Annotated in this window: 14 protein-coding genes; 10 read left to right on the top strand and 4 right to left on the bottom strand. The window is 71.7% G+C overall.

What is annotated here, in order from left to right; all coding sequences use genetic code 11:
- Positions 1-63: 63 nt before the first annotated feature.
- From J2S42_RS11005 to J2S42_RS10960, 10 genes are all read left to right on the top strand, one after another.
- The gene (locus J2S42_RS11005) at positions 64-1,371 is read left to right on the top strand and encodes an aspartate aminotransferase family protein (RefSeq protein WP_307238209.1); all 1,308 of its coding nucleotides are present in this window, start codon (positions 64-66) and stop codon (positions 1,369-1,371) included.
- Complete coding sequence (locus J2S42_RS11000) at positions 1,368-2,852, top strand: CoA-acylating methylmalonate-semialdehyde dehydrogenase (protein WP_307238207.1); 1,485 nt, start codon at positions 1,368-1,370, stop codon at positions 2,850-2,852. The genes J2S42_RS11005 and J2S42_RS11000 overlap by 4 nt, the downstream gene beginning before the upstream one ends.
- A 122-nt stretch (positions 2,853-2,974) precedes the next feature.
- Positions 2,975-3,925, top strand: a complete 951-nt coding sequence (locus tag J2S42_RS10995) for an ATP-binding cassette domain-containing protein (RefSeq protein WP_307248695.1) — start codon at positions 2,975-2,977, stop codon at positions 3,923-3,925.
- On the top strand, positions 3,922-4,740 hold the full coding sequence (locus tag J2S42_RS10990) for an ABC transporter permease (protein WP_307238205.1): 819 nt from the start codon (positions 3,922-3,924) through the stop codon (positions 4,738-4,740). The genes J2S42_RS10995 and J2S42_RS10990 overlap by 4 nt, the downstream gene beginning before the upstream one ends.
- A gap of 158 nt (positions 4,741-4,898) precedes the next feature.
- Entirely contained in the window at positions 4,899-8,237 is a 3,339-nt protein-coding gene (locus tag J2S42_RS10985) for an ATP-binding protein (protein ID WP_307238203.1), read from the top strand.
- A gap of 116 nt (positions 8,238-8,353) precedes the next feature.
- On the top strand, positions 8,354-9,691 hold the full coding sequence (locus tag J2S42_RS10980; RefSeq protein WP_307238201.1) for a radical SAM protein: 1,338 nt from the start codon (positions 8,354-8,356) through the stop codon (positions 9,689-9,691).
- Positions 9,692-10,068: 377 nt separating this feature from the next.
- Positions 10,069-10,989: a MurR/RpiR family transcriptional regulator gene (locus tag J2S42_RS10975; RefSeq protein ID WP_307238199.1), complete on the top strand. Its 921-nt coding sequence runs from the start codon at positions 10,069-10,071 to the stop codon at positions 10,987-10,989.
- 49 nt (positions 10,990-11,038) lie between these two features.
- The gene (ngcE, locus tag J2S42_RS10970) at positions 11,039-12,454 is read left to right on the top strand and encodes an N-acetylglucosamine/diacetylchitobiose ABC transporter substrate-binding protein (protein ID WP_307238198.1); all 1,416 of its coding nucleotides are present in this window, start codon (positions 11,039-11,041) and stop codon (positions 12,452-12,454) included.
- Between the two features lie 63 nt (positions 12,455-12,517).
- The gene (locus J2S42_RS10965; protein ID WP_307238196.1) at positions 12,518-13,426 is read left to right on the top strand and encodes a carbohydrate ABC transporter permease; all 909 of its coding nucleotides are present in this window, start codon (positions 12,518-12,520) and stop codon (positions 13,424-13,426) included.
- A gap of 7 nt (positions 13,427-13,433) precedes the next feature.
- Positions 13,434-14,333: a carbohydrate ABC transporter permease gene (locus J2S42_RS10960; protein ID WP_307238194.1), complete on the top strand. Its 900-nt coding sequence runs from the start codon at positions 13,434-13,436 to the stop codon at positions 14,331-14,333.
- 524 nt (positions 14,334-14,857) lie between these two features.
- Here the strand turns inward: J2S42_RS10960 and J2S42_RS10955 are convergent.
- The 4 genes from J2S42_RS10955 to J2S42_RS10940 form a co-directional block, all read right to left on the bottom strand.
- Positions 14,858-15,367, bottom strand: a complete 510-nt coding sequence (locus J2S42_RS10955; RefSeq protein WP_307238192.1) for a DUF2199 domain-containing protein — start codon at positions 15,365-15,367, stop codon at positions 14,858-14,860.
- Between the two features lie 17 nt (positions 15,368-15,384).
- Positions 15,385-17,097 (bottom strand): bifunctional 3'-5' exonuclease/DNA polymerase, encoded by a 1,713-nt coding sequence (locus J2S42_RS10950; RefSeq protein ID WP_307238190.1) that lies wholly within the window; start codon positions 17,095-17,097, stop codon positions 15,385-15,387.
- A 180-nt stretch (positions 17,098-17,277) separates the two neighbouring features.
- A complete protein-coding gene (gene lexA, locus J2S42_RS10945) occupies positions 17,278-17,943 on the bottom strand; it encodes a transcriptional repressor LexA (RefSeq protein ID WP_307238188.1) in 666 nt (221 codons plus the stop codon).
- Positions 17,944-17,990: 47 nt separating this feature from the next.
- On the bottom strand, positions 17,991-19,037 hold the full coding sequence (locus tag J2S42_RS10940; RefSeq protein WP_307238186.1) for a DUF4037 domain-containing protein: 1,047 nt from the start codon (positions 19,035-19,037) through the stop codon (positions 17,991-17,993).
- Positions 19,038-19,068: the final 31 nt, after the last annotated feature.

Raw genomic sequence — 19,068 nt, 5'->3', positions numbered from 1 at the left:
CGGTCCCGCTGGATGACAGCGTGCCAGTTGTCTTCGTGCCCGAGCGGTGGAAGCGTGCAGGTCATGGGCGATGACCTCCTGGCCCGCCACCGTGCGGTGCTGCCGTCGTGGGTGCCGATCTACTACCCGGACGATCCGATCGAGATCGTCTCCGGCTCCGGCCGCCGGGTCGTGGATCAGGCCGGCCGCGGCTACCTGGACTTCTTCGGCGGCGTGCTGACCAACATGATCGGGTACGACGTCGCGGAGGTCCGCGAGGCGGTGGAGCGCCAGCTGGCCACCGGCGTCGTGCACACCTCGACGCTATACCTCATCCGGCAGCAGGTGGAGCTGGCGGAGAAGATCGCCCGCGTCTCCGGCATCCCGGACGCGCGCGTGTTCTTCACCAACTCCGGCTCGGAGGCGAACGAGACCGCGCTGCTGATGGCCTCGAACCTGCGCCGCTCCCACCAGATCCTGGCGATCCGGAACAGCTATCACGGGCGCACGCTCGCCACCATGGGCGTCACCGGGCACCGCGGCTGGTCGGCCAGCTCGCTCAACCCGCTGAGCGTCTCCTGGCTGCACTCCGGCGACCGGGTGCGCGGTCTGCTGGCGGGGCTGTCCGATTCCGATCACATCGACGCGGCGGTCGAGGACCTGCGCGAGGTGCTCGCCACGCAGACAGCGGGTGACGTGGCCGCGTTGATCGCGGAGCCGATCCAGGGCGTCGGCGGCTTCGTGCACGCGCCGGACGGCACGCTCGGCGCGCTGAAGAAGGTGCTGGACGAGACCGGCATCCTGCTCATCTCCGACGAGGTGCAGACCGGCTGGGGCCGTACCGGTGAGCACTTCTGGGGTTACCAGGCGCACGGTGTGGTGCCCGACCTGCTCACCTTCGCGAAGGGCATCGGCAACGGGTTCGCGCTGGCCGGTGTGGTCGGCCGCGCCGAGGTGATCAACGCGGTGCCGGCGGTCAGCTTCTCCACGTTCGGCGGCAACCCGATCTCCACGGCGGCCGGCAATGCGGTCCTCGACTACCTGCTCGACCACGACCTGCAAGCGAACGCGGCCCGCACCGGCGCGATCCTGCTCGACGGCCTCCGCGCCGCGCAACCCAGGTTCAAGATCCTGGCCGAGGTACGCGGACGCGGGCTGATGATCGGCCTGGAGTTCGTCCGGCCCGGCACGCGCGAGCCGGACGCGCCCGCGACCGTCCGGGTCTTCGACGAGTGCCGCCGCAACGGGCTGCTGGTCGGCAAGGGCGGCCTCTACAACAACGTGCTCCGGATGGGCCCGCCGCTCACGCTCACCGAGGACGAGGCCCGCGAAGGACTCGGGATCCTGGTGAACGCGATCGCGACGGTCGACGCGGAGGCGGTGATCCGATGATCTCCCATTTCGTGGGCGGCAAGCGCTGGGAAGGCGCCTCCACCCGTACCGGCGACGTCTTCGACCCGGCGACCGGCACGGTCGCCGACCGGGTCCTCCTCGCCTCCGCCGCTGATGTCGATCAGGCGGTCGGTGTGGCCGCGGCCGCCGCGACGAGCTGGAAGGACGCGTCGCTGACGAAGCGGTCCGCCGTGCTGTTCGCGTTCCGGGAGATCGTGAACGCGCGCCGGGACGAACTGGCCGCCGTGATCACCGCGCAGCACGGCAAGGTGCTCTCCGACGCGGCCGGTGAGGTGCAGCGCGGCATCGAGGTGATCGAGTACGCGTGCGGTATCCCCACGCTGCTGCGCGCCGGCTTCAGCGAGAACGTCTCCACCGGCGTCGACTCGTACGCGATCCGCCAGCCGCTCGGCGTGGTCGCGGTCATCTCGCCGTTCAACTTCCCGGCGATGGTGCCGCTCTGGTTCGTGCCGATCGCGATCGCGGCCGGCAACGCGGTCGTGCTCAAGCCGTCCGAGAAGGACCCGGGCGCGGCCGTGCTGATGGCCGAGTGGTTCGCCGAGGCCGGCCTGCCGGACGGCGTCCTCAACGTGGTGCACGGCGACCGGGAGGCGGTCGACGCGCTGCTCGACCACCCCACGGTCAAGGCGATCTCGTTCGTCGGATCAACCCCGATCGCACGGTACGTGTACGAGCGCGGCACCGCGAACGGCAAGCGGGTGCAGGCGCTCGGCGGCGCGAAGAACCACATGGTGGTGCTCCCGGACGCGGACCTGGACCTGGCCGCGGACGCCGCGGTGAACGCCGGTTTCGGCTCGGCCGGTGAGCGCTGCATGGCGATCTCCGTGGTGGTGGCCGTCGACCCGGTCGGCGACTCACTGGTCGCCGGGATCGCCTCCCGGATGTCCGGCATCCGCACCGGCGACGGACGGCGCAACTGCGACATGGGCCCGCTCGTCACCGGCGCGCACCGCGACCGGGTGGCCTCCTACGTCGCGGCGGGCGTCGAGGCCGGCGCGACCGCGGTGGTGGACGGCCGCGACCCGATGGTGGACGGCGAGGCCGGCGGCTTCTGGCTCGGCCCGACGCTCTTCGACCACGTCACGCCGGACATGTCGATCTACACGGACGAGATCTTCGGCCCGGTACTGTGCGTGGTCCGGGTCCCGTCGTACGACGAGGCGCTGAAGCTCGTCAACGACTCGCCGTACGGCAACGGCACCGCGATCTTCACGAACGACGGCGGCGCGGCCCGGCGCTTCCAGCACGAGGTCGAGGCCGGCATGGTCGGCGTGAACGTGCCGATCCCGGTGCCGATGGCGTACTACTCGTTCGGCGGCTGGAAGGCCTCGCTGTTCGGCGACACGCACGCGCACGGGCTGGAGGGCGTGCACTTCTTCACCCGCGGCAAGGTCGTCACCAGCCGCTGGCTCGACCCGTCGCACGGCGGCCTCAACCTGGGCTTCCCCACCCAGACCTGACGCTGGCCGAGCCCTCCCTGACACGATCCGCCCGGGTCGTGTCAGGGATCTGTGCCCGCGCTGTCAGCGGCGTCCCGGAGTCTTCGGTGAGCAACACCGCCAAGACGACCCGAGGGGTGACCATGACCGCCGCATTCCAGGCCGAGGGCCTGGTGAAACGCTACGGAGAGACGACCGCGCTGGACGGCGTCGACCTGATCGGCAAGCCGGGCACCGTGCTCGGCGTGCTCGGGCCGAACGGCGCCGGCAAGACGACGGCGGTCCGGATCCTGGCCACGCTGCTCCGCCCGGACGGCGGCCGCGCCACCGTCGGTGGCTTCGACGTGGTCAAGGACGCGGTGAAGGTGCGCCGCCTGATCGGGCTCACCGGTCAGTACGCGTCCGTCGACGAGGACCTGACCGGCCTGCAGAACCTGCAGCTGATCGCGGCGCTGCTCGACTACGGTGCCGCCGAGGGGAAGGCCCGCGCGGTCGAGCTGCTGGCGCAGTTCGACCTGACCGGCGCCGGAGGACGGCCGGTCAAGACGTACTCCGGCGGCATGCGCCGCCGCCTCGACCTGGCCGCGAGCCTGGTCGGCCGGCCGGACGTGATCTACTTGGACGAGCCCACCACCGGCCTCGACCCGGCCAAGCGCGACGACGTCTGGGCGATGGTCCGCCGGCTGGTCACCGAGGGCGTGACCGTGCTGCTCACCACGCAGTACCTTGAGGAGGCGGACGCGCTCGCGGACGAGATCTCCGTGATCGATCACGGCAGGGTGATCGCGCACGGCACGCCCGCGCAGCTCAAGCACATCGTGGGCGGACAGACCGTGGTGGTCCGGCCGCTCGACCCGGAGCACGTGCCCGCGGTCGCGGACATCCTGCACGGCATCGCGGGTGTGACGCCGGAGTCGCCCAGCCGCGGCGTGCTCACCGTGCCGGTCGACGGCGACGCCGCGCTCGGCCACGTGGTCCGGCAACTGGAGTCCGCCGGCATCCCGGTGCTGGAACTGGCACTGCGCCTGCCCAGCCTGGACGAGGTCTTCTTCAGCCTGACCGGCCGGCACGAGCTCGCGGAGGTGGCGGCGTGAGCACCTCCACCCTGGTCGGCGCGCCCGCGGTACCGGCCCGGCCCCAGCCGCGCCCGTTCGGCCTGGCCCGGCACAGCCTGCAACTGGCGCGGCGCAGCCTGCTGAAGACGCTCCGCACGCCCGAGCAACTGCTGGACGTCACGCTGCAGCCGATCCTGTTCGTCGTCATCTTCGTCTACCTGCTGGGCGGCGCGATCGCCGGATCCACGCACGACTACCTGCAGTTCCTGCTGCCGGCGATCATGGTGCAGACGATCATGTTCGCGTCCACGGTGACCGGCACGAACCTCAACACCGACATCGAGAAGGGCGTCTTCGACCGCTTCCGCAGCCTCCCGATCGCCCGGTCCGCGCCGCTGGTCGGCTCCGTGCTCGGCGACCTGATCCGCTTCGTGGTCGCGATCGTGGTCCTGCTGGCCTTCGGCTACGCGATCGGCTTCCGGATCGGCACCGACCCGCTCCAGCTGCTCGCCGCCGCGCTCGTCACCATGACCTTCGGGTTCTGCCTGAGCTGGGTCTCGGTGCTGATCGGCATGCTCGTCCGGTCGCCCGGCGCGGTCCAGGGCCTCGGCTTCCTGGTCATGTTCCCGCTGACCTTCGGCACCAACATGATGGTCCCCACCGACACGCTCCCCGGCTGGCTGCAGGCCTGGGTCAAGATCAACCCTGCCACCCACGCGATGGAGGCCGCCCGCGCCCTGATGCTCGGCACGCCCGACGCCACCGCCCCGGTTCTCAAGACCCTGGCCTGGTCCTTCGCGCTTCTGATCGTCTTCGCTCCGCTCGCGGTCCGCGCCTACCGCCGCCGCACCTGACGTCCCACTCGCACACCACATCCGCCGAAGCGGGAGACAGCACCTGTCTCCCGCTTCGGCGTGGTCTGCGCCGAGGGGAGCCGCTACGCCCCGGGGATGAGGGCGGGCTGCTCCCGTCGGGGGAGCCGGGCGCGGTGCCGGGGTGAGACAGTGGCCTGGTGCGGGTGGGGATTCTGGGGTCGCTGGAGGTGGCCGCCGACGGGGTGGCCGTCGAGGTGGCCGGTGGGCGGCTGCGCGCGCTGCTGATCAGGCTGGCGCTGGACCCGGGGCGGGCGGTGTCGGTCGGGACGCTGGCGGACGCGCTGTGGGGGGACGAGACGCCGGGCGATCCGGTCGGGGCGGTGCAGCAGCTGGTGTCGCGGCTGCGGCGGGCGCTGCCGGACGGCGGCGTGTTGCGCTCGACGCCGGCTGGGTACGTGCTGGAGCTCCCGGCCGACGCGGTGGACGCGGTGCGGTTCGAGCGGCTGGTCGCGGAGGGGCGGCGGGAGCTGCGCGCCGGACGGGCGGCGGAGGCCGGTGCGGTGCTGCGGGAGGCGCTGCGGCTGTGGCGCGGTGCCGCGCTCGCGGACGCGGCGGACGCGCCCTACGCGCAGGGTGCGGCGGCCCGGCTGGAGGAGCTGCGGCTGGCGGCCGCGGAGGACCGGGCCGAGGCGGAACTGACCGCGGCCGGTGACACGGGCGTGCCGGCCGAGCTGATCGCGGAACTGGGCGAGCTGGAGGCCGCGCACCCGCTGCGGGAGCGGATCCACGCGCTGCGCATGCGTGCGCTGATCGCGGACGGCCGGGTCGCGGAGGCGCTCACCGGCTACGCGGAGCTGCGCGAACGGCTCGCCGGCACGCTGGGCGTGGACCCGTCGCCGGAGGTGCAGGCGGTGCACCTGGCGGCGCTGCGTCAGCGGCCGGAGCCGGCCGGCACGCCGGTGGCCGGGACGAACCTGCGCGCGCCGATCACCAGCTTCGTCGGCCGGGGGGCCGAGCGCGCGCTGCTGATCAAGCAGCTGACCGAGGGACGCCTGGTCACGCTGGTCGGCCCCGGCGGCGCCGGCAAGACCCGGCTGGCCACCACGGTCGCCCACGAGATCCACGCCGGAACCGGCGCCACCACGCCGGCACTCACCGCCGTGGCCGCCGCGCGGCCGGCCGCGGCCGGCGACGGGCGCGCACGGGAGGGCGGCGGCGGGCGAGCCGGTGACGGGCGCGACGGGCACCCGGGGACCGCGGTCGCACCGCGGGAGCCCGCGCGGGATCAGCGGCCGGAGGACGGCGGCCCGCGGGGCGGGGTCTGGCTGGTGGAGCTGGCGCCGGTGGCCGCGGACGGGGACGTGGCGCAGGCCGCGCTCGGGGCGCTGCAGAAGCTGCGGGTGGCCTCGTTCGGTGCGGCGCGGGCGCCCGGCGGCACGGTCGACCGGCTGGTGGAGCTGCTGGCGCCGCACGACGCGGTGCTGGTGCTGGACAACTGCGAGCATGTGGTGGCCGGCGCGGCCCGGCTGGCGGACGAGCTGCTCGGCAGCTGCCCGCGACTGCGGATCATCGCGACCAGCCGGGAGCGCCTCGGGATCGCCGGGGAGGCGCTCTGTCCCGTACCCCCGCTGGATCCTCCGCCGTGGGCGGGCGTGACCGCGGCGGAGGCGCTCGGCTGGGCGTCGGTGCGGCTGTTCCGGGACCGGGCGGTCGCGGTGCGGCCGGACTTCGCGGTGGACGCCACGACCGTGGACGCGGTGGTCGAGGTGTGCCGCCGGCTGGACGGGATGCCGCTGGCGATCGAGCTGGCCGCGGCGCGGCTGCGGGCGCTGCCGATCCAGGAGGTGGTGCGGCGGCTGGACGACCGGTTCGCGCTGCTGACCGGCGGCAGCCGCACCGCGCTGCCCCGGCACCGCACGCTGCGCGCGGTGGTCTCCTGGAGCTGGGACCTGCTGGACGAGACCGAGGCGCTGCTCGCGGCGCGGCTGGCCGTGTTCCCGGGCGCGTTCACGCTGGCCGACGCGGAGGCGGTCGGCGACGTGCCGGGTGAGGTGCTGCTGTCGCTGGTCGACCGGTCGCTGGTGCAGACCGCGTCGGCGGCGGACGCGGCCGAGCCGCGCTACCGGATGCTGGACACCATCGCGGCGTACGCGGCGGAGCGCCTGGACGCGTCCGGCGGGACGCACGCCACCCGGGTCGTGCACGCGCGGCACTTCCTGGCGCTGGCCGAGGAGGCCGAGCCGCACCTGCGCCGTGCCGCGCAGCTGGAGTGGCTGGCCAGGCTGGACGGCGCGCACGACGACCTGATCGCGGCGCTGCGCTTCGCGGCGGAGATCAAAGACCAGGACACGACGGTACGGCTGACCGCGGCGCTCGGCATGTACTGGATCATCACCGGCAAGCAGGCCGAGGCGCTGGAGTGGTGCGAGCTGGCGAGCGCGCTGCCCGGTCCGGCACCGGCCGGTGCGCGCCTGATCGTGCTGGTCGGCCGCCTGATGCCACGGTTCACCGAGATCGACCAGCGGGCCGGGGTGGCCGAGATCCGCGCCCGGCTGGACGCGCTCGGCGACGCGGAGCGGCGGCATCCGTTCTTCGCGTTGATCGAGGCCGCCCTGCCGATCTTCGCGGAGGACATGCCGGCCGCGCTGGCCGTGATCGAGCGACACCTGGCCGGGCCGGACCCGTGGCTGCGCGCCATGATGCACCTGATCCGGTCGCACGTGCGGGAGAACGACGGCGACCCGGCCGGCCGCCGCCACGAGCTGGAGACCGCGGCCGGGATCTTCCGTGATCTGGGCGAGCGGATGGGGCTCGCGATGACGCTGACCGAGCTGTCCGAGGCGCTGGCGTTCGGCGGTGAGTTCGACGCGGCGCTGGCCGTGCTGGACGAGTCGATCACGCTGCTGCGCACGCTGAACGTGACCGACGACGTGGCGCACCAGCGCATCTGGCGCGCGCTGATCGCGGCCCGGCAGGGCGGCCCGGAGCACGCGCGGGCCGAGTTCGAGGCGGTGCTGGCCGAGTGCGACCTGTCCGGCTCGCTGCGGGCGCAGTCGTTCGCGTACGTGACGTTCGGCAGCGCGTTCGCCGCGCTCGGCGACCTGGACCGGGCCGAGTCGCAGCTGCTGCGGTCGCGCGCGCTGATGGCCGTGGCCCGGACCGCGCCGCCGCAGGTCGACGTGCTGATCGACTGCGGGCTGGCGGTGATCGCGGCGGAGCGCGGTGACGCGGCTGCGGCCGCGGCGCTGATCCCGGGCGCGGTGGCGGCCGGGCTGCGCACCGCGGACGTGCCGGTGGTGGCCCGGACGGCGGTGGCGCTGGCGTTCGTGCGCCGCGCGGAGGGCCGCCCGGCCGAGGCGGCGGAGCTGCTGGGCGCGGCCGAGTCGATCCGGGGCGGCCCGGACCGGCTGAGCCTGGACCACGCGGTGCTCACCGAGCGCCTGACCGCGGAGCTGGGCGCGGACGTGTTCGCGGACGCGCGGGCGCGCGGCCGGTCGCTGTCCCGGGAGGCCGCGATCGCGCTGCTGCCGGACTGAGGACGCGTGGTGACAGGCGGCACAGCGGTAAGTGCCCCCGGGCGGTTCGCCGAGTACAAGTGATGAGGTGGAGACTGGAGCCGGGTGTCAGACACGGCAGGACGGAGATCGCGGCGATGGATAGGCGTACCGACGTCATCGAGGACCTGATGGCAAGGTTCCCGCACATCCCGAAAGAGGCCGTCATCAAGGAGGACCTGCTCCGCGGCGGCGTCGCCTTCGACGGCTCGATGCTGACGGACGGCGACGAGGGCGAGGTCAAGCCGAAGTCGTACTTCATCTTCTCGTTCGACCACCGCACGCTGCCGGAGCTGGGCGAGGCCGCGCTGCGCCGCCCGCCGGAGGAGATCATCCTGACCGGCGGGCCGTACGACCTGCGCCGCACCGTGGTCTCGGTCCGGGTCAACCCGGCGTCGCCGTACAAGATCGCGGCGGACGAGGAGGGGCGCGCGAAACTGTTCCTGGACGGCCGCGCGATCTCCGACGTGGGCCTGCCGCCGATGCCGGACTATTACCGGCACACGCTGCGGAACGGTAAGTCGGTGATGGAGGTGGCACCCACGATTCAGTGGGGTTACCTCATCTACCTGACCGTTTTCCGGGTCTGCCAGTATTTCGGCGCCAAGGAAGAATGCCAGTACTGCGACATCAACCACAACTGGCGTCAGCACAAGGCGGCCGGCCGGCCGTACACCGGGGTGAAGCCGGTGCAGGAGGTGCTGGAAGCGCTCGACATCATCGACAAGTACGACACGCTGGGCGCCTCCAAGGCCTACACGCTGACCGGTGGCTCGGTCACGTCCAAGGTGGACGGGCTGGCCGAGGCGGACTTCTACGGCCGGTACGCGAAGGCGATCGAGGAGCGGTTCCCCGGCCGCTGGATCGGCAAGGTGGTCGCGCAGGCGCTTCCGAAGGCGGACGTGCAGCGTTTCTACGACTACGGCGTGCGCATTTACCACCCTAATTACGAGGTGTGGGACAAGCGCTTGTTCGAGCTCTACTGCCCGGGCAAGGAGCGTTATGTCGGCCGTGAGGAATGGCACCGCCGGATCCTCGACTCGGCGGAGATCTTCGGCCCGCGGAACGTGATCCCGAACTTCGTGGCCGGCATCGAGATGGCCGCGCCCGGCGGTTTCCGGGACGTCGAGCAGGCGATCGACTCGACCGGTGAGGGCCTGCAGTACTTCATGTCCCGGGGCATCCTGCCGCGCTTCACCACCTGGTGCCCGGAGCCGACCACGCCGCTGGGCCAGATGAACCCGGAGGGCGCGCCGCTGGAGTACCACATCCGGCTGCTCGACCGGTACCGCGCGACGATGGACGCGAACGGCATCCTGCCGCCGCCCGGCTACGGCCCGCCCGGCGCCGGCAACGCGGTCTTCTCGGTGAGTTCGTTCATGGACACGCTCCCGGCGGACACCGCGATCGCGGAGGAGACGCCCGCGACGGTGTGATTCCGGCACAGCGGCGAAAAGCCGGCAACCCAGGACGGGTTGCCGGCTTTTTCGTGTGCGTGTTCCGGTAAGACGGATTTTCAGGGACCGGGGCGACGGATCGCGAGTGACCAGGCCAGGGTTGCCGGCCGTACCCTCATGGATTTCGATCTTGTTAAGTCTCGCGGCGGCATGCTGACGCCCAGTGATCAGAGCGTGAGCAGCGTTTATGCAGCTTGCTGCATGTCTTTAGGGTCCTGTTAGCACGGCGGTGTGAACGTACGGTGACCGCGGTTGAGGTAACGGTTTGAAAACTTCAACCGAAGTCTTGACACAAGGGGGGCGTCAGTAAGAAGTTTTACCACCAAACAGTAAACATTCTTTTCGGAGGAGCGTTAATGACGGAGGTGGACACCACCGCGGTCCCTGCGGTGACGGATGCCTCCGCGCGGGAGGGCGGCGTCCTGGTGCGCGTGCGCTCGCGGCTGCCGGAGTTCACCGGCGCGCTGCAGCGGGTCGCGGAACAGGTGCTGGCCGACCCCGCCGTCGCGGCCCGGTCCACGATCGTGGAGCTGGCCGAGCGCAGCGGCACCTCTCCGGCGACGATCACCCGGTTCTGCCGGGCCCTCGGCTTCGAGGGCTACGCGGACCTGCGGCTGGACATCGCGGCCGAGACCGGCCGGGCCCGCGCGGCGGGCTGGACGGTCGACATCGGGCGCGAGATCCAGCCGGGCGACCCCCTCGGGCGCGTGCTCGACCAGCTGATGGCCGCGGACACCCGGGCCATGCAGGACACGGCCGCGCTGCTCGACCTGGCCGAGGTGGAGCGCGCGGCGGCCGCGATCGCCACCGCGAACCGGGTCAACATCTTCGGCGCCAGCGGCAGCGCGCTGGTCGGCGAGGAGTTCCAGTTCAGCCTGCACCGCATCGGCGTGCCGGCCTGGGCCTGGACCGACGTGCACAACGGGCTGGCGAGCGCCGCGCTGATGCGGGACGGCGACGTCGCGCTGGGCATCTCGCACAGCGGTCAGACCCGCGAGACGATCGAGATGCTGGCCGAGGCCGGCAGTCACGGTGCGACCACCGTGGCCCTGACCAGTTTCCCGCGCGCACCACTGGCGGAGCTGGCCGACATAGTCCTGCTGACCGCGACGCAGGCCACCACGTTCCGGCCGGACGCGCTCTCCGCGCGGCACCCGCAACTGGTCGTGCTGGACCTGCTCTACATCGCGGTCGCGCAGCGGACCACCGAACGTTCCCACGCGGCCTTTCAGCGCACCGCCCGGGCAGTCGACGGGCACAAGGGCCGCAAAGAGTAAAAATCCTCCGCCCCAGGTATGTAGTTCGTCATCAAGGAGCTGCGACACCATGTCTGACAACGACCTCACCCGCCGGACACTGCTCCGCCGGACCGCGGCCGCGGGCCTGATGGCCACTCCGGCCATGGGCCTCCTCTCCGCCTGCGTCACCGGTGGTGGCGAGGACGAGCCGGCCAACCAGGCGGAAGGCGAGAAGAACGCGGAGAACCCGCTCGGCGTGGACGGCAACGCCCCGCTCGAGGTGGTCATCTTCAACGGCGGGTACGGCGAGAAGTACGCCACCGACGTGCACGAGCCGCTGTACAAGGCGAAGTTCCCGAACGCGCAGATCAAGCACTCCGCCACCCAGGAGATCGCGACCACGCTGCAGCCGCGGTTCGCCGGTGGCACCCCGCCGGACTTCGTGAACAACTCCGGCACCAAGTACATGGACTTCGGCACGCTGATCCAGGACGGCCAGCTGCAGGACCTGACCGAGCTGTTCGCGGCGCCGTCCGTGGACGACGCGGCCAAGAAGGTCTCGGACACGCTGGTCGCCGGCACCGTCGAGTCGGGCACGTACAACGGCAAGCCGTACGTGCTGAACTACGTCTTCACCGTCTACGGCCTGTGGTACTCGGAGAAGCTGTTCAAGGACAAGGGCTGGACCGTCCCGGCCACCTGGACGGACTTCACCAAGCTGCTCGACACGATCAAGGCCGCGGGCATCACGCCGTACGCGTACGCCGGCAAGAACGCGCCGTACTACCAGTACCTGGTGATCCTCACCTCGGCCGCCAAGATCGGTGGGCCGGACATCCTGAAGAACATCGACAACCTGGCCGACGGCGCCTGGACCGCCCCCGCGGTCAAGACCGCCGCGCAGCAGTGGGCCGAGATCGGTGCGAAGTACATGGACAAGGCCGACGAGGGCCTGATCCACACCGAGGTGCAGCTCAAGCAGAACCAGGGCAAGGTCGCGTTCTACCCGTCCGGTTCGTGGCTGGAGGCCGAGCAGTCCGCCTCCACGCCGGAGGGCTTCAACTACGCGGTCATGCCGGTCCCGGCCGCCGACGGCGCCACGCTGCCGACCGGGCTGTACGCGACCGCGGGTGAGCCGTACTTCGTCTCCGCCAAGGGTGCGAACCCGCGCGGCGGTATGGAGTACATGCGGCAGATGCTGTCGTCGAAGGGCGCGAAGGGCTTCATCGAGCTGAACAAGTCGCTGACCGCGGTGGCCGGTGCGGAGGAGGGCATCCAGCTCTCGCCCGGTCTGACCAGTGCGTCCGCGGTGCTGAAGGCGGCCGGTCCCGGCGTCTTCTCGTACCGCTTCGACAGCTGGTACAAGGAGCTCGACACCGAGCTGCGCACCGCCACGAACGCGCTGATGTTCGGCCGGGAGAACGCGGACCAGTTCTGCGAGCGGATGCAGAAGAAGGCCGACGCGATCAAGGCCGACTCGTCGATCACGAAGTTCACTCGCTGATGTTCGCCGGGCGGGGCGTCTCACCAGGGCGTCCCGCCCATCTTTCCTGAGGATCTGGTCCACATGCGGCACGGCAAGTACCCGTTCGTCATCGGGTTCCTCGCGGCCCCCGTGACGATCTACGTCGTCTTCGTCATCGCGCCGTACGCGCAGGCGTTCTACATGGCGTTGACGAACTGGCGAGGGCTGTCTCCCGGTCAGTTCATCGGCCTGGAGAACTTCACACGGCTGTTCCAGGACGACGTGTTCTGGAAGGCGTTGCAGCACCACGGGATCCTGCTGCTCGCCCTGCCGCTGGTCACGATCATCATCGCGCTCTTCCTGGCGTTCATGCTCAACGTCGGCGGCGGCTCCAAGCAGGGCATCATGACCGGCGTCTGGGGCTCCAAGTTCTACCGCGTCGTCTTCTTCCTCCCACAGGTGCTGGCGGTCGCGATCCTGGGTGTGCTGTTCCAGTCGGTCTACCGCCCGGACGGCTCCGGCATGATCAACAGCCTGGTCACCAAGATCGGTCTGGAGCCGATCGGCTTCCTGATCAACCCGGACCTCGCGCTCTGGTCGATCATCGCGGTGCTGGTCTGGCAGGCCGTCGGCTTCTACGTCGTGCTCTTCTCGGCCGGCATGTCCAACATCCCGAAGGACATCTACGAGGCCGCGATGCTGGACGGCGCCACCCGGATGAGCATGTTCTTCCGGGTCACGCTGCCGCTGCTCTGGGACACGCTCCAGGTCGCCTGGGTCTACCTGGGCATCGCCGCGTTCGACGCGTTCGCCATCGTCCAGACGCTCACCGTCGACCAGGGCGGCCCGGACGGCTCCACCACCGTGATCGGCATGGAGATCTACCGCAACGCGTTCACCTACTCCAAGTACGGCTACGCGTCCGCGATGGGCGTGGCGCTCTTCTTCCTGACCATCACGTTCGCCGCGCTCAGCCTCCGGGTCAGCCGGCGTGAATCCGTCGAGATGTGAGGCGGCCATGTCAGTCGATCTCGAAAAGCCGCCGGTGAAGTCCGCCGCCCCCTCCCCGGAGAAGACCCGGCGCGAGGTCAACGTGCTGGCCGGCTTCGGCCACCTGTTCCTCGCGGTCTGGGCGCTGCTCATCATCGCGCCACTGATCTGGACGTTCCTCGCCTCGTTCAAGACCAACGAGGAGATCTTCGGCGACGCCTGGACCATGCCCGGCGCACTCCGCCTCGACAACTGGGCCCGCGCCTGGTCCGAGGCACACGTCGGCCAGTACTTCCTGAACAGCGTGTTCGTCGTCGGCCTGAGCACCGCCGGTACGATGCTGCTCGGCGCGATGGCCGCCTACGTGCTCGCCCGCTACAGCTTCTGGGGCAACCGGGCCATCTACTACCTGTTCGTCAGCGGCCTGGCCTTCCCGGTCTTCCTGGCGCTGGTGCCGCTGTTCTTCGTGGTCCGCAACCTGGGCCTGCTCAACTCGTACGTCGGCCTCGTCCTGGTCTACATCGCGTACTCGCTGCCGTTCACCGTGTTCTTCCTGGCCGCGTTCTTCAAGTCGCTGCCGAACTCGGTCGCCGAGGCCGCCGTCATGGACGGCGCATCACACACCCGCCTGTTCTTCCAGGTGATGATGCCGATGGCGCGATCCGGCCTGATCAGCATCACGATCTTCAACGTGATCGGCCAGTGGAACCAGTACCTGCTGCCGCTGGCGCTCCTCCAGGGCGAGGGCGCCGAGGAGAAATGGGTGCTGACCCAGGGCATCGCGAACATCTCGACCAGCGCGGGCTTCGACGCGGACTGGGGCGGGCTCTTCGCGGCCCTCACGATGGCCATCCTGCCGATGATCGTCATCTACGCCATCTTCCAGCGTCAGATCCAGTCGGGGTTGACGTCGGGGGCGGTCAAGTAAGCGGGTTGTTCCGTTCTGCGGGGACGGCCTCTCGGCCGTCCCCGTTCCTTGTTGCAGTTCGTTTCCGGCTTCCGGCGTGGGTGCTTCGGGCGTGCTCCCGCGGGCAAACCTCCGGCGTCCCTCCGACTCCGCTGGCTCCGCTCCGGCCCGCCGTCCGGAGCCGGTCGCGTCGTGGGTAACCCCAGAACCACGCGATTTCCGCCGTCAACTCGGCGAGGGGAAGTGTCGGTCGCTTCGCGCCCGGCATTTCGCTATATGGCGGCTTTCGCCATCCGGTGGTGTGGGTCAGAGCGCCTCCGGCGGGTCTCGGCACCGGGGGAAGGGCGAAGGTTCCGGGTCCCGCCGGCCCGGCCGTTCCTCATAGTCATACGGGTTTCGTCTCGTGTGCCTGACTGCCCCGTCCGCCGGCGCCCGGGCGAAGCCGGCCAGATCATCGGCCTTGTGTCGCTGGCGGACGCCGCACGCGGCCGGAAGCATCCGTCGGCGGCACAACCGATCTGATGGCCCGCCACGCGCTCCGGAACTCACGCGTCGCCGTGCATCACGAGCGACGCGATCTCCCGTACCCGGGCCGTGGTGATCCCGTCGCGCTGCTCGACAGCCAGCGGGTGGCCGGTCGGTTCGACCAGGACGTGCGGGCGTTCGCCGAGAACGCCGGTGTGCACCATGAGTTTCACGTTCAGCGTGCTGACCGGGTAGGCCGGGAGTTCGGTGGAGAGCCAGCCGAAGTAGGGCGGTTCCGCTTCCCGGCCCGCGGTCTCCCACATGTCGACCATGCGGGTGAAGTTGGGCCGGCTCAGCGTGGTCCAGACCCCCCATTCGAAATCGTCGGCGGCGTCGTGCACCGGGATGATCAGGCGAGCCCGTACGAAGTAGTGCTCAGCCTGGATCACGCACAGCTCCTCGTCCAGGACGCTGTGCTCGTCCGACTCGAAGTCCTCCCGCCAGTACGCGGGGGCCTCCGCGCCGTAGCTGAACGGAAGGCCGTCGTGGCGCCGGCCGCAGCGGCCGCACTCGAAACTCTGCTCGATCACGCGGCGACCCTATCCGGCTACGGTTTCGCGTCCGCGTAGCAGTCCACGACGGACGACTCGAGCGGGAAGCGAACCGGTGAGTCGCCGAAGAGCAGCCGGCCGGCCTGGTCCGCGGCGTGCTGGGCGGCGGTGGCGACCGCGGCCGCCTGGTCGGCGGGGCAGTGGATGATGACCTCGTCGTGCTGGAAGAAGACCAGCTGGGCGTCGGTGCCGGCCAGCGCGGTCCGCAGCGAGGCCAGCAGCACGAGCGCCCACTCGGCCGCGGTGGCCTGGATGACGAAGTTTCGGGTGAAGCGGCCGCGGGCCCTGGCATCGGGGCGGGCCCGCGGCATGTCGTCGTCGAGTGCGGCGCCGCCGCCGGTGTCGCCGGAGTCCGCGGTGAGCAGCGTGCCGTCCGCGGCGAACGAGGCGGACGGGGGCGGGCAGGTGCGGCCGAGCCAGGAGCGGACCAGGCCGCCCTGCTCGCCGGTGCGGGCGGCGGCCTCGACGTAGTCGAACGCGCGCGGGTAGCTGCGGCGCAGAACCGCTAGCGCCGGGATCGCGGCGCCGCCGGTCTGGCCGTACATGGCGCCGAGCAGTGCGATCTTGGCCTTGGCACGGTCGCCGCCGAACGAGTCCGTGGCGAGCGCGGCGTAGAGGTCACCGGCGGCACCGGCGGCGGCGAGCCGGGCGTCGCCGGAGACCGCGGCGAGCACGCGCGGCTCGAGCTGGCCCGCGTCCGCGACGACCAGCTTCCAGCCCGGGTCCGCGACCACCGCCCGCCGGACCACCTTGGGGATCTGCAGCGCGCCGCCGCCGCGGGTGGCCCAGCGCCCGGACACGACGCCGCCGGGCACGAACTCGGGGCGGAACCGGCCGTCCTGCACCCACGCGTCCCGCCAGGCCCAGCCGTGCGCGGTCCAGATCCGGTAGAGCTCCTTGTACTCCAGTAGGAACGGCACGGCGGGGTGGCGGACGTCGCGCAGCACCCAGCGGCGCGTGTTGGGCAGGTCGAAACCGGCCTTCGCGAACGCGCGCAGCAGCTCCGCGGGGGACTCGGGGTGCAGGCCACGCACGCCGAACGCGTCGTTGATCGCACCGGCCAGCTCGGCGAGCCGGCGCGGCGGCCCGCCGACCGGCGACGGCGGCCCGAGCAGCTCGATCAGCAGCCGGTCGTGCACGTCGGCCCGCCACGGCAGCCCGTCCCGCCCCATCTCGGCCGCGATCAGCGCACCGGCCGACTCGGCCGCGACCAACAGGCGGAACCGGCCGGGGTACGCGGTGCGCGCGATCCGGCCGGCCTGGTCCGCGTACACCTCGGTGACTGCGGTCAGCGGATCGGTGCCGATCTCGGCCGGCGGCGGCCCGGTGTCGAAGAGCGCGGCCTGCCCACCGCCGGGCGGCTCGGCCTGCCGGGGCGGCGGGTCGCGCGGCACCGGCCCACCGGACAGCCGGGCCCAGGCCGCGGCCAGCGCGCGCGGCTCACCCCAGCGCCCGTCGTAGCCGAGCAGCAGTGTCTCGGTCAGCTCCAGGTCGTGACAGCGGTCGACGCGGGCCCCGGCGCGCAGCAGCCCCGGATAGATGCCGTCGGTGCTCGCCCACAGCCAGCGCGGATGGTCACGCCGCTCCCACGCGGCGACAGCCGCGGCCAGGTCGGCCACCGGCGTGACCCGGCCCGCGGGCGCGCCGGAGACACGCAGCGGAGCGAGTCGCCCGCCGCGGTCCTCCCCCGGAACCGCCGCCACCAGCACACGCTCATTCTGCGCCCCGGGTGCGACAGAAAACCGTCGGTGGCCACCGCTATGGTCTGCGCGACTGGCCTTCCGGTAGCGCACGGGCTCGTCCCGGCCACCGCGGGACCGGTGCCCGCGGGAGCCGGCGGGCCGCACCACGCCGGAAGCGGGAAAATCCGCTTCGGGGCTCTTGTGGTGTCAGACGCGGCGCAGGACGGAGACGACCTTGCCGAGGACGGTGGCGTGGTCGCCGTCGATCGGCTGGTAGGCCGGGTTGCGGGGTTCGAGGAGCACGTGGCCGGCGCGGCGGCGGTAGACCTTGACCGTGGCCTCCTCGTCGATCATGGCGGCCACGATGTCGCCGTTGTAGGCGTCCGGCTGCTGGCGGACCACCACGATGTCGCCGTCGCAGATCGCCGCGTCGATCATCGAGTCGCCCTGGACGCGCAGGCTGAACAGCGTGCCGCGGCCGACCAGGTCGCGGGGGAGCTGCAGGGTCTCCTCGGCGGCTTCCTCCGCGAGGATCGGCGCGCCGGCCGCGATCGTGCCGACCAGCGGCACGCCCACGGTCTGCTCGTCACGCGCCGTACGGTCGCCGCCGCTGTCCAGGAACATCCGCGTGTCCACCGGCCGGGTCGCGGTCCGGCCCCGGCGCAGGAAGCCCAGGTCCTCCAGCGTGCGCAGGTGCCGGCTGACCGACGACGTGGAGGCGAGCCCGACCGCGTCGCCGATCTCCCGGGTGGACGGTGCGTAACCGTGCTTCACCACCCAGTCCCGGATGACGCCCAGGATCGCCCGTTGACGCGGCGCCAGCACGGAGGTGTCGAGATCTTCAGCCCACAGCACCTGAGGATCTTGCCTCATTCGCCGGTGATGCCGCGTCCGGCGCGCCGGAGCGCCGCGCCGGCGGGTCACCCGGACAGCCACTGCGCATACGCGGTGGCCAGCGGCGCGCGCATCGCGGGCCGGGCCAGCAACCACGGGTTGTCCAGCCACTGCTCGATCGCGCCGGCCTCCGGCGGCAGCCGGCGCAGCACCGGGTCGGTCAGCCCGGCCAGCAGCGCGGCCGGTACCTCCGGCCGGATCGACCGGGACGCGCGCGTGAAGAACGGCCCGACCCCGTCCGGTGGCGTCGGCAGTCCCCGCTCACGCTGCCGGGCAAGCAGTACGCGGACGGCCGTGACCAGGGCGTCCTCGCGTACCCGGGGGTCGCCGCTGTGCAGCACCGTGGTCAGCGGGCCGGTCAGCTCGGCCGCGATCGGCAGCCGCTGGAACGCGCGCTCGAACCACTTGTCGTACGGCGCCCAGGTGCGGCACAGCCGGAACGCCTGCCGCATCACGTCCTCGGCGAGCGTCCCGGCCAGGCGGCGCGCGTGCAGTGGCTGACCGGTCCTGGCCGCGCGCGCGTGCAGCGGCAGCCGGGACAGCCGGTGCCAGCCCGCGGCCAGCACGTACCGTTCCACCTCGGCCGGGTAGTGGCGCAGCGACGCGCGCAGCGGGCCGAGCCACGCCGTGCTGTCCGCGAAGACCGGCCCGGCCGTCACCTCCAGCACGGCCTGCCCGGTCAGCATCAGCCAGCCGGCTGTGTCCGCCGGGTCGAAGGCGAAGCCGAGGCGCTCCCGCGCGAAGCCGTTCACGGTGTGCACCGAGACCTTGTGCCGGGGCCGGGGGTCCCAGGTGGTCGCGAACCGCACCGGGTGACCGCGGAACCGGTCCGGCAGCTCCCGTTCCAGCAGCTCGTCCAGGTAGGGCACCAGGTCCGCGTCCGCGTCGTCGAGCAGCAACTGCAGCCGCAGACCCCAGTCGTGGTCGCGGCTCACGTCGTCGTCGAAGCCGAGCACGTCCGAGCCGGTCCCGAGCCGGCCGGCCGCGTGCGGCAGCCGCGGCGCCTCGCGGCGCAACAACGGACCGACGACCTCGCGATGGTACGCGTGGGCAAGCGCGATCCCGGACTCCATGAACGGATGATGACAGCCCGATGTGGCGTAT

Source organism: Catenuloplanes indicus (genome assembly GCF_030813715.1).
In the GTDB taxonomy this organism is placed as follows: domain Bacteria; phylum Actinomycetota; class Actinomycetes; order Mycobacteriales; family Micromonosporaceae; genus Catenuloplanes; species Catenuloplanes indicus.
This window is presented reverse-complemented; position numbering and strand designations above follow the sequence as displayed.

What these genes read in the sequence shown, in the direction of transcription:
- J2S42_RS10960 (WP_307238194.1), top strand. Translation starts at nt 13,434, where the DNA reads ATGTCAGTCGATCTCGAAAAGCCGCCGGTGAAGTCCGCCGCCCCCTCC.
- lexA (WP_307238188.1), bottom strand. Translation starts at nt 17,943, where the DNA reads ATGAGGCAAGATCCTCAGGTGCTGTGGGCTGAAGATCTCGACACCTCC.
- J2S42_RS10980 (WP_307238201.1), top strand. Translation starts at nt 8,354, where the DNA reads ATGGATAGGCGTACCGACGTCATCGAGGACCTGATGGCAAGGTTCCCG.
- ngcE (WP_307238198.1), top strand. Translation starts at nt 11,039, where the DNA reads ATGTCTGACAACGACCTCACCCGCCGGACACTGCTCCGCCGGACCGCG.
- J2S42_RS10975 (WP_307238199.1), top strand. Translation starts at nt 10,069, where the DNA reads ATGACGGAGGTGGACACCACCGCGGTCCCTGCGGTGACGGATGCCTCC.
- J2S42_RS10940 (WP_307238186.1), bottom strand. Translation starts at nt 19,037, where the DNA reads ATGGAGTCCGGGATCGCGCTTGCCCACGCGTACCATCGCGAGGTCGTC.
- J2S42_RS10995 (WP_307248695.1), top strand. Translation starts at nt 2,975, where the DNA reads ATGACCGCCGCATTCCAGGCCGAGGGCCTGGTGAAACGCTACGGAGAG.
- J2S42_RS11000 (WP_307238207.1), top strand. Translation starts at nt 1,368, where the DNA reads ATGATCTCCCATTTCGTGGGCGGCAAGCGCTGGGAAGGCGCCTCCACC.
- J2S42_RS11005 (WP_307238209.1), top strand. Translation starts at nt 64, where the DNA reads ATGGGCGATGACCTCCTGGCCCGCCACCGTGCGGTGCTGCCGTCGTGG.
- J2S42_RS10965 (WP_307238196.1), top strand. Translation starts at nt 12,518, where the DNA reads ATGCGGCACGGCAAGTACCCGTTCGTCATCGGGTTCCTCGCGGCCCCC.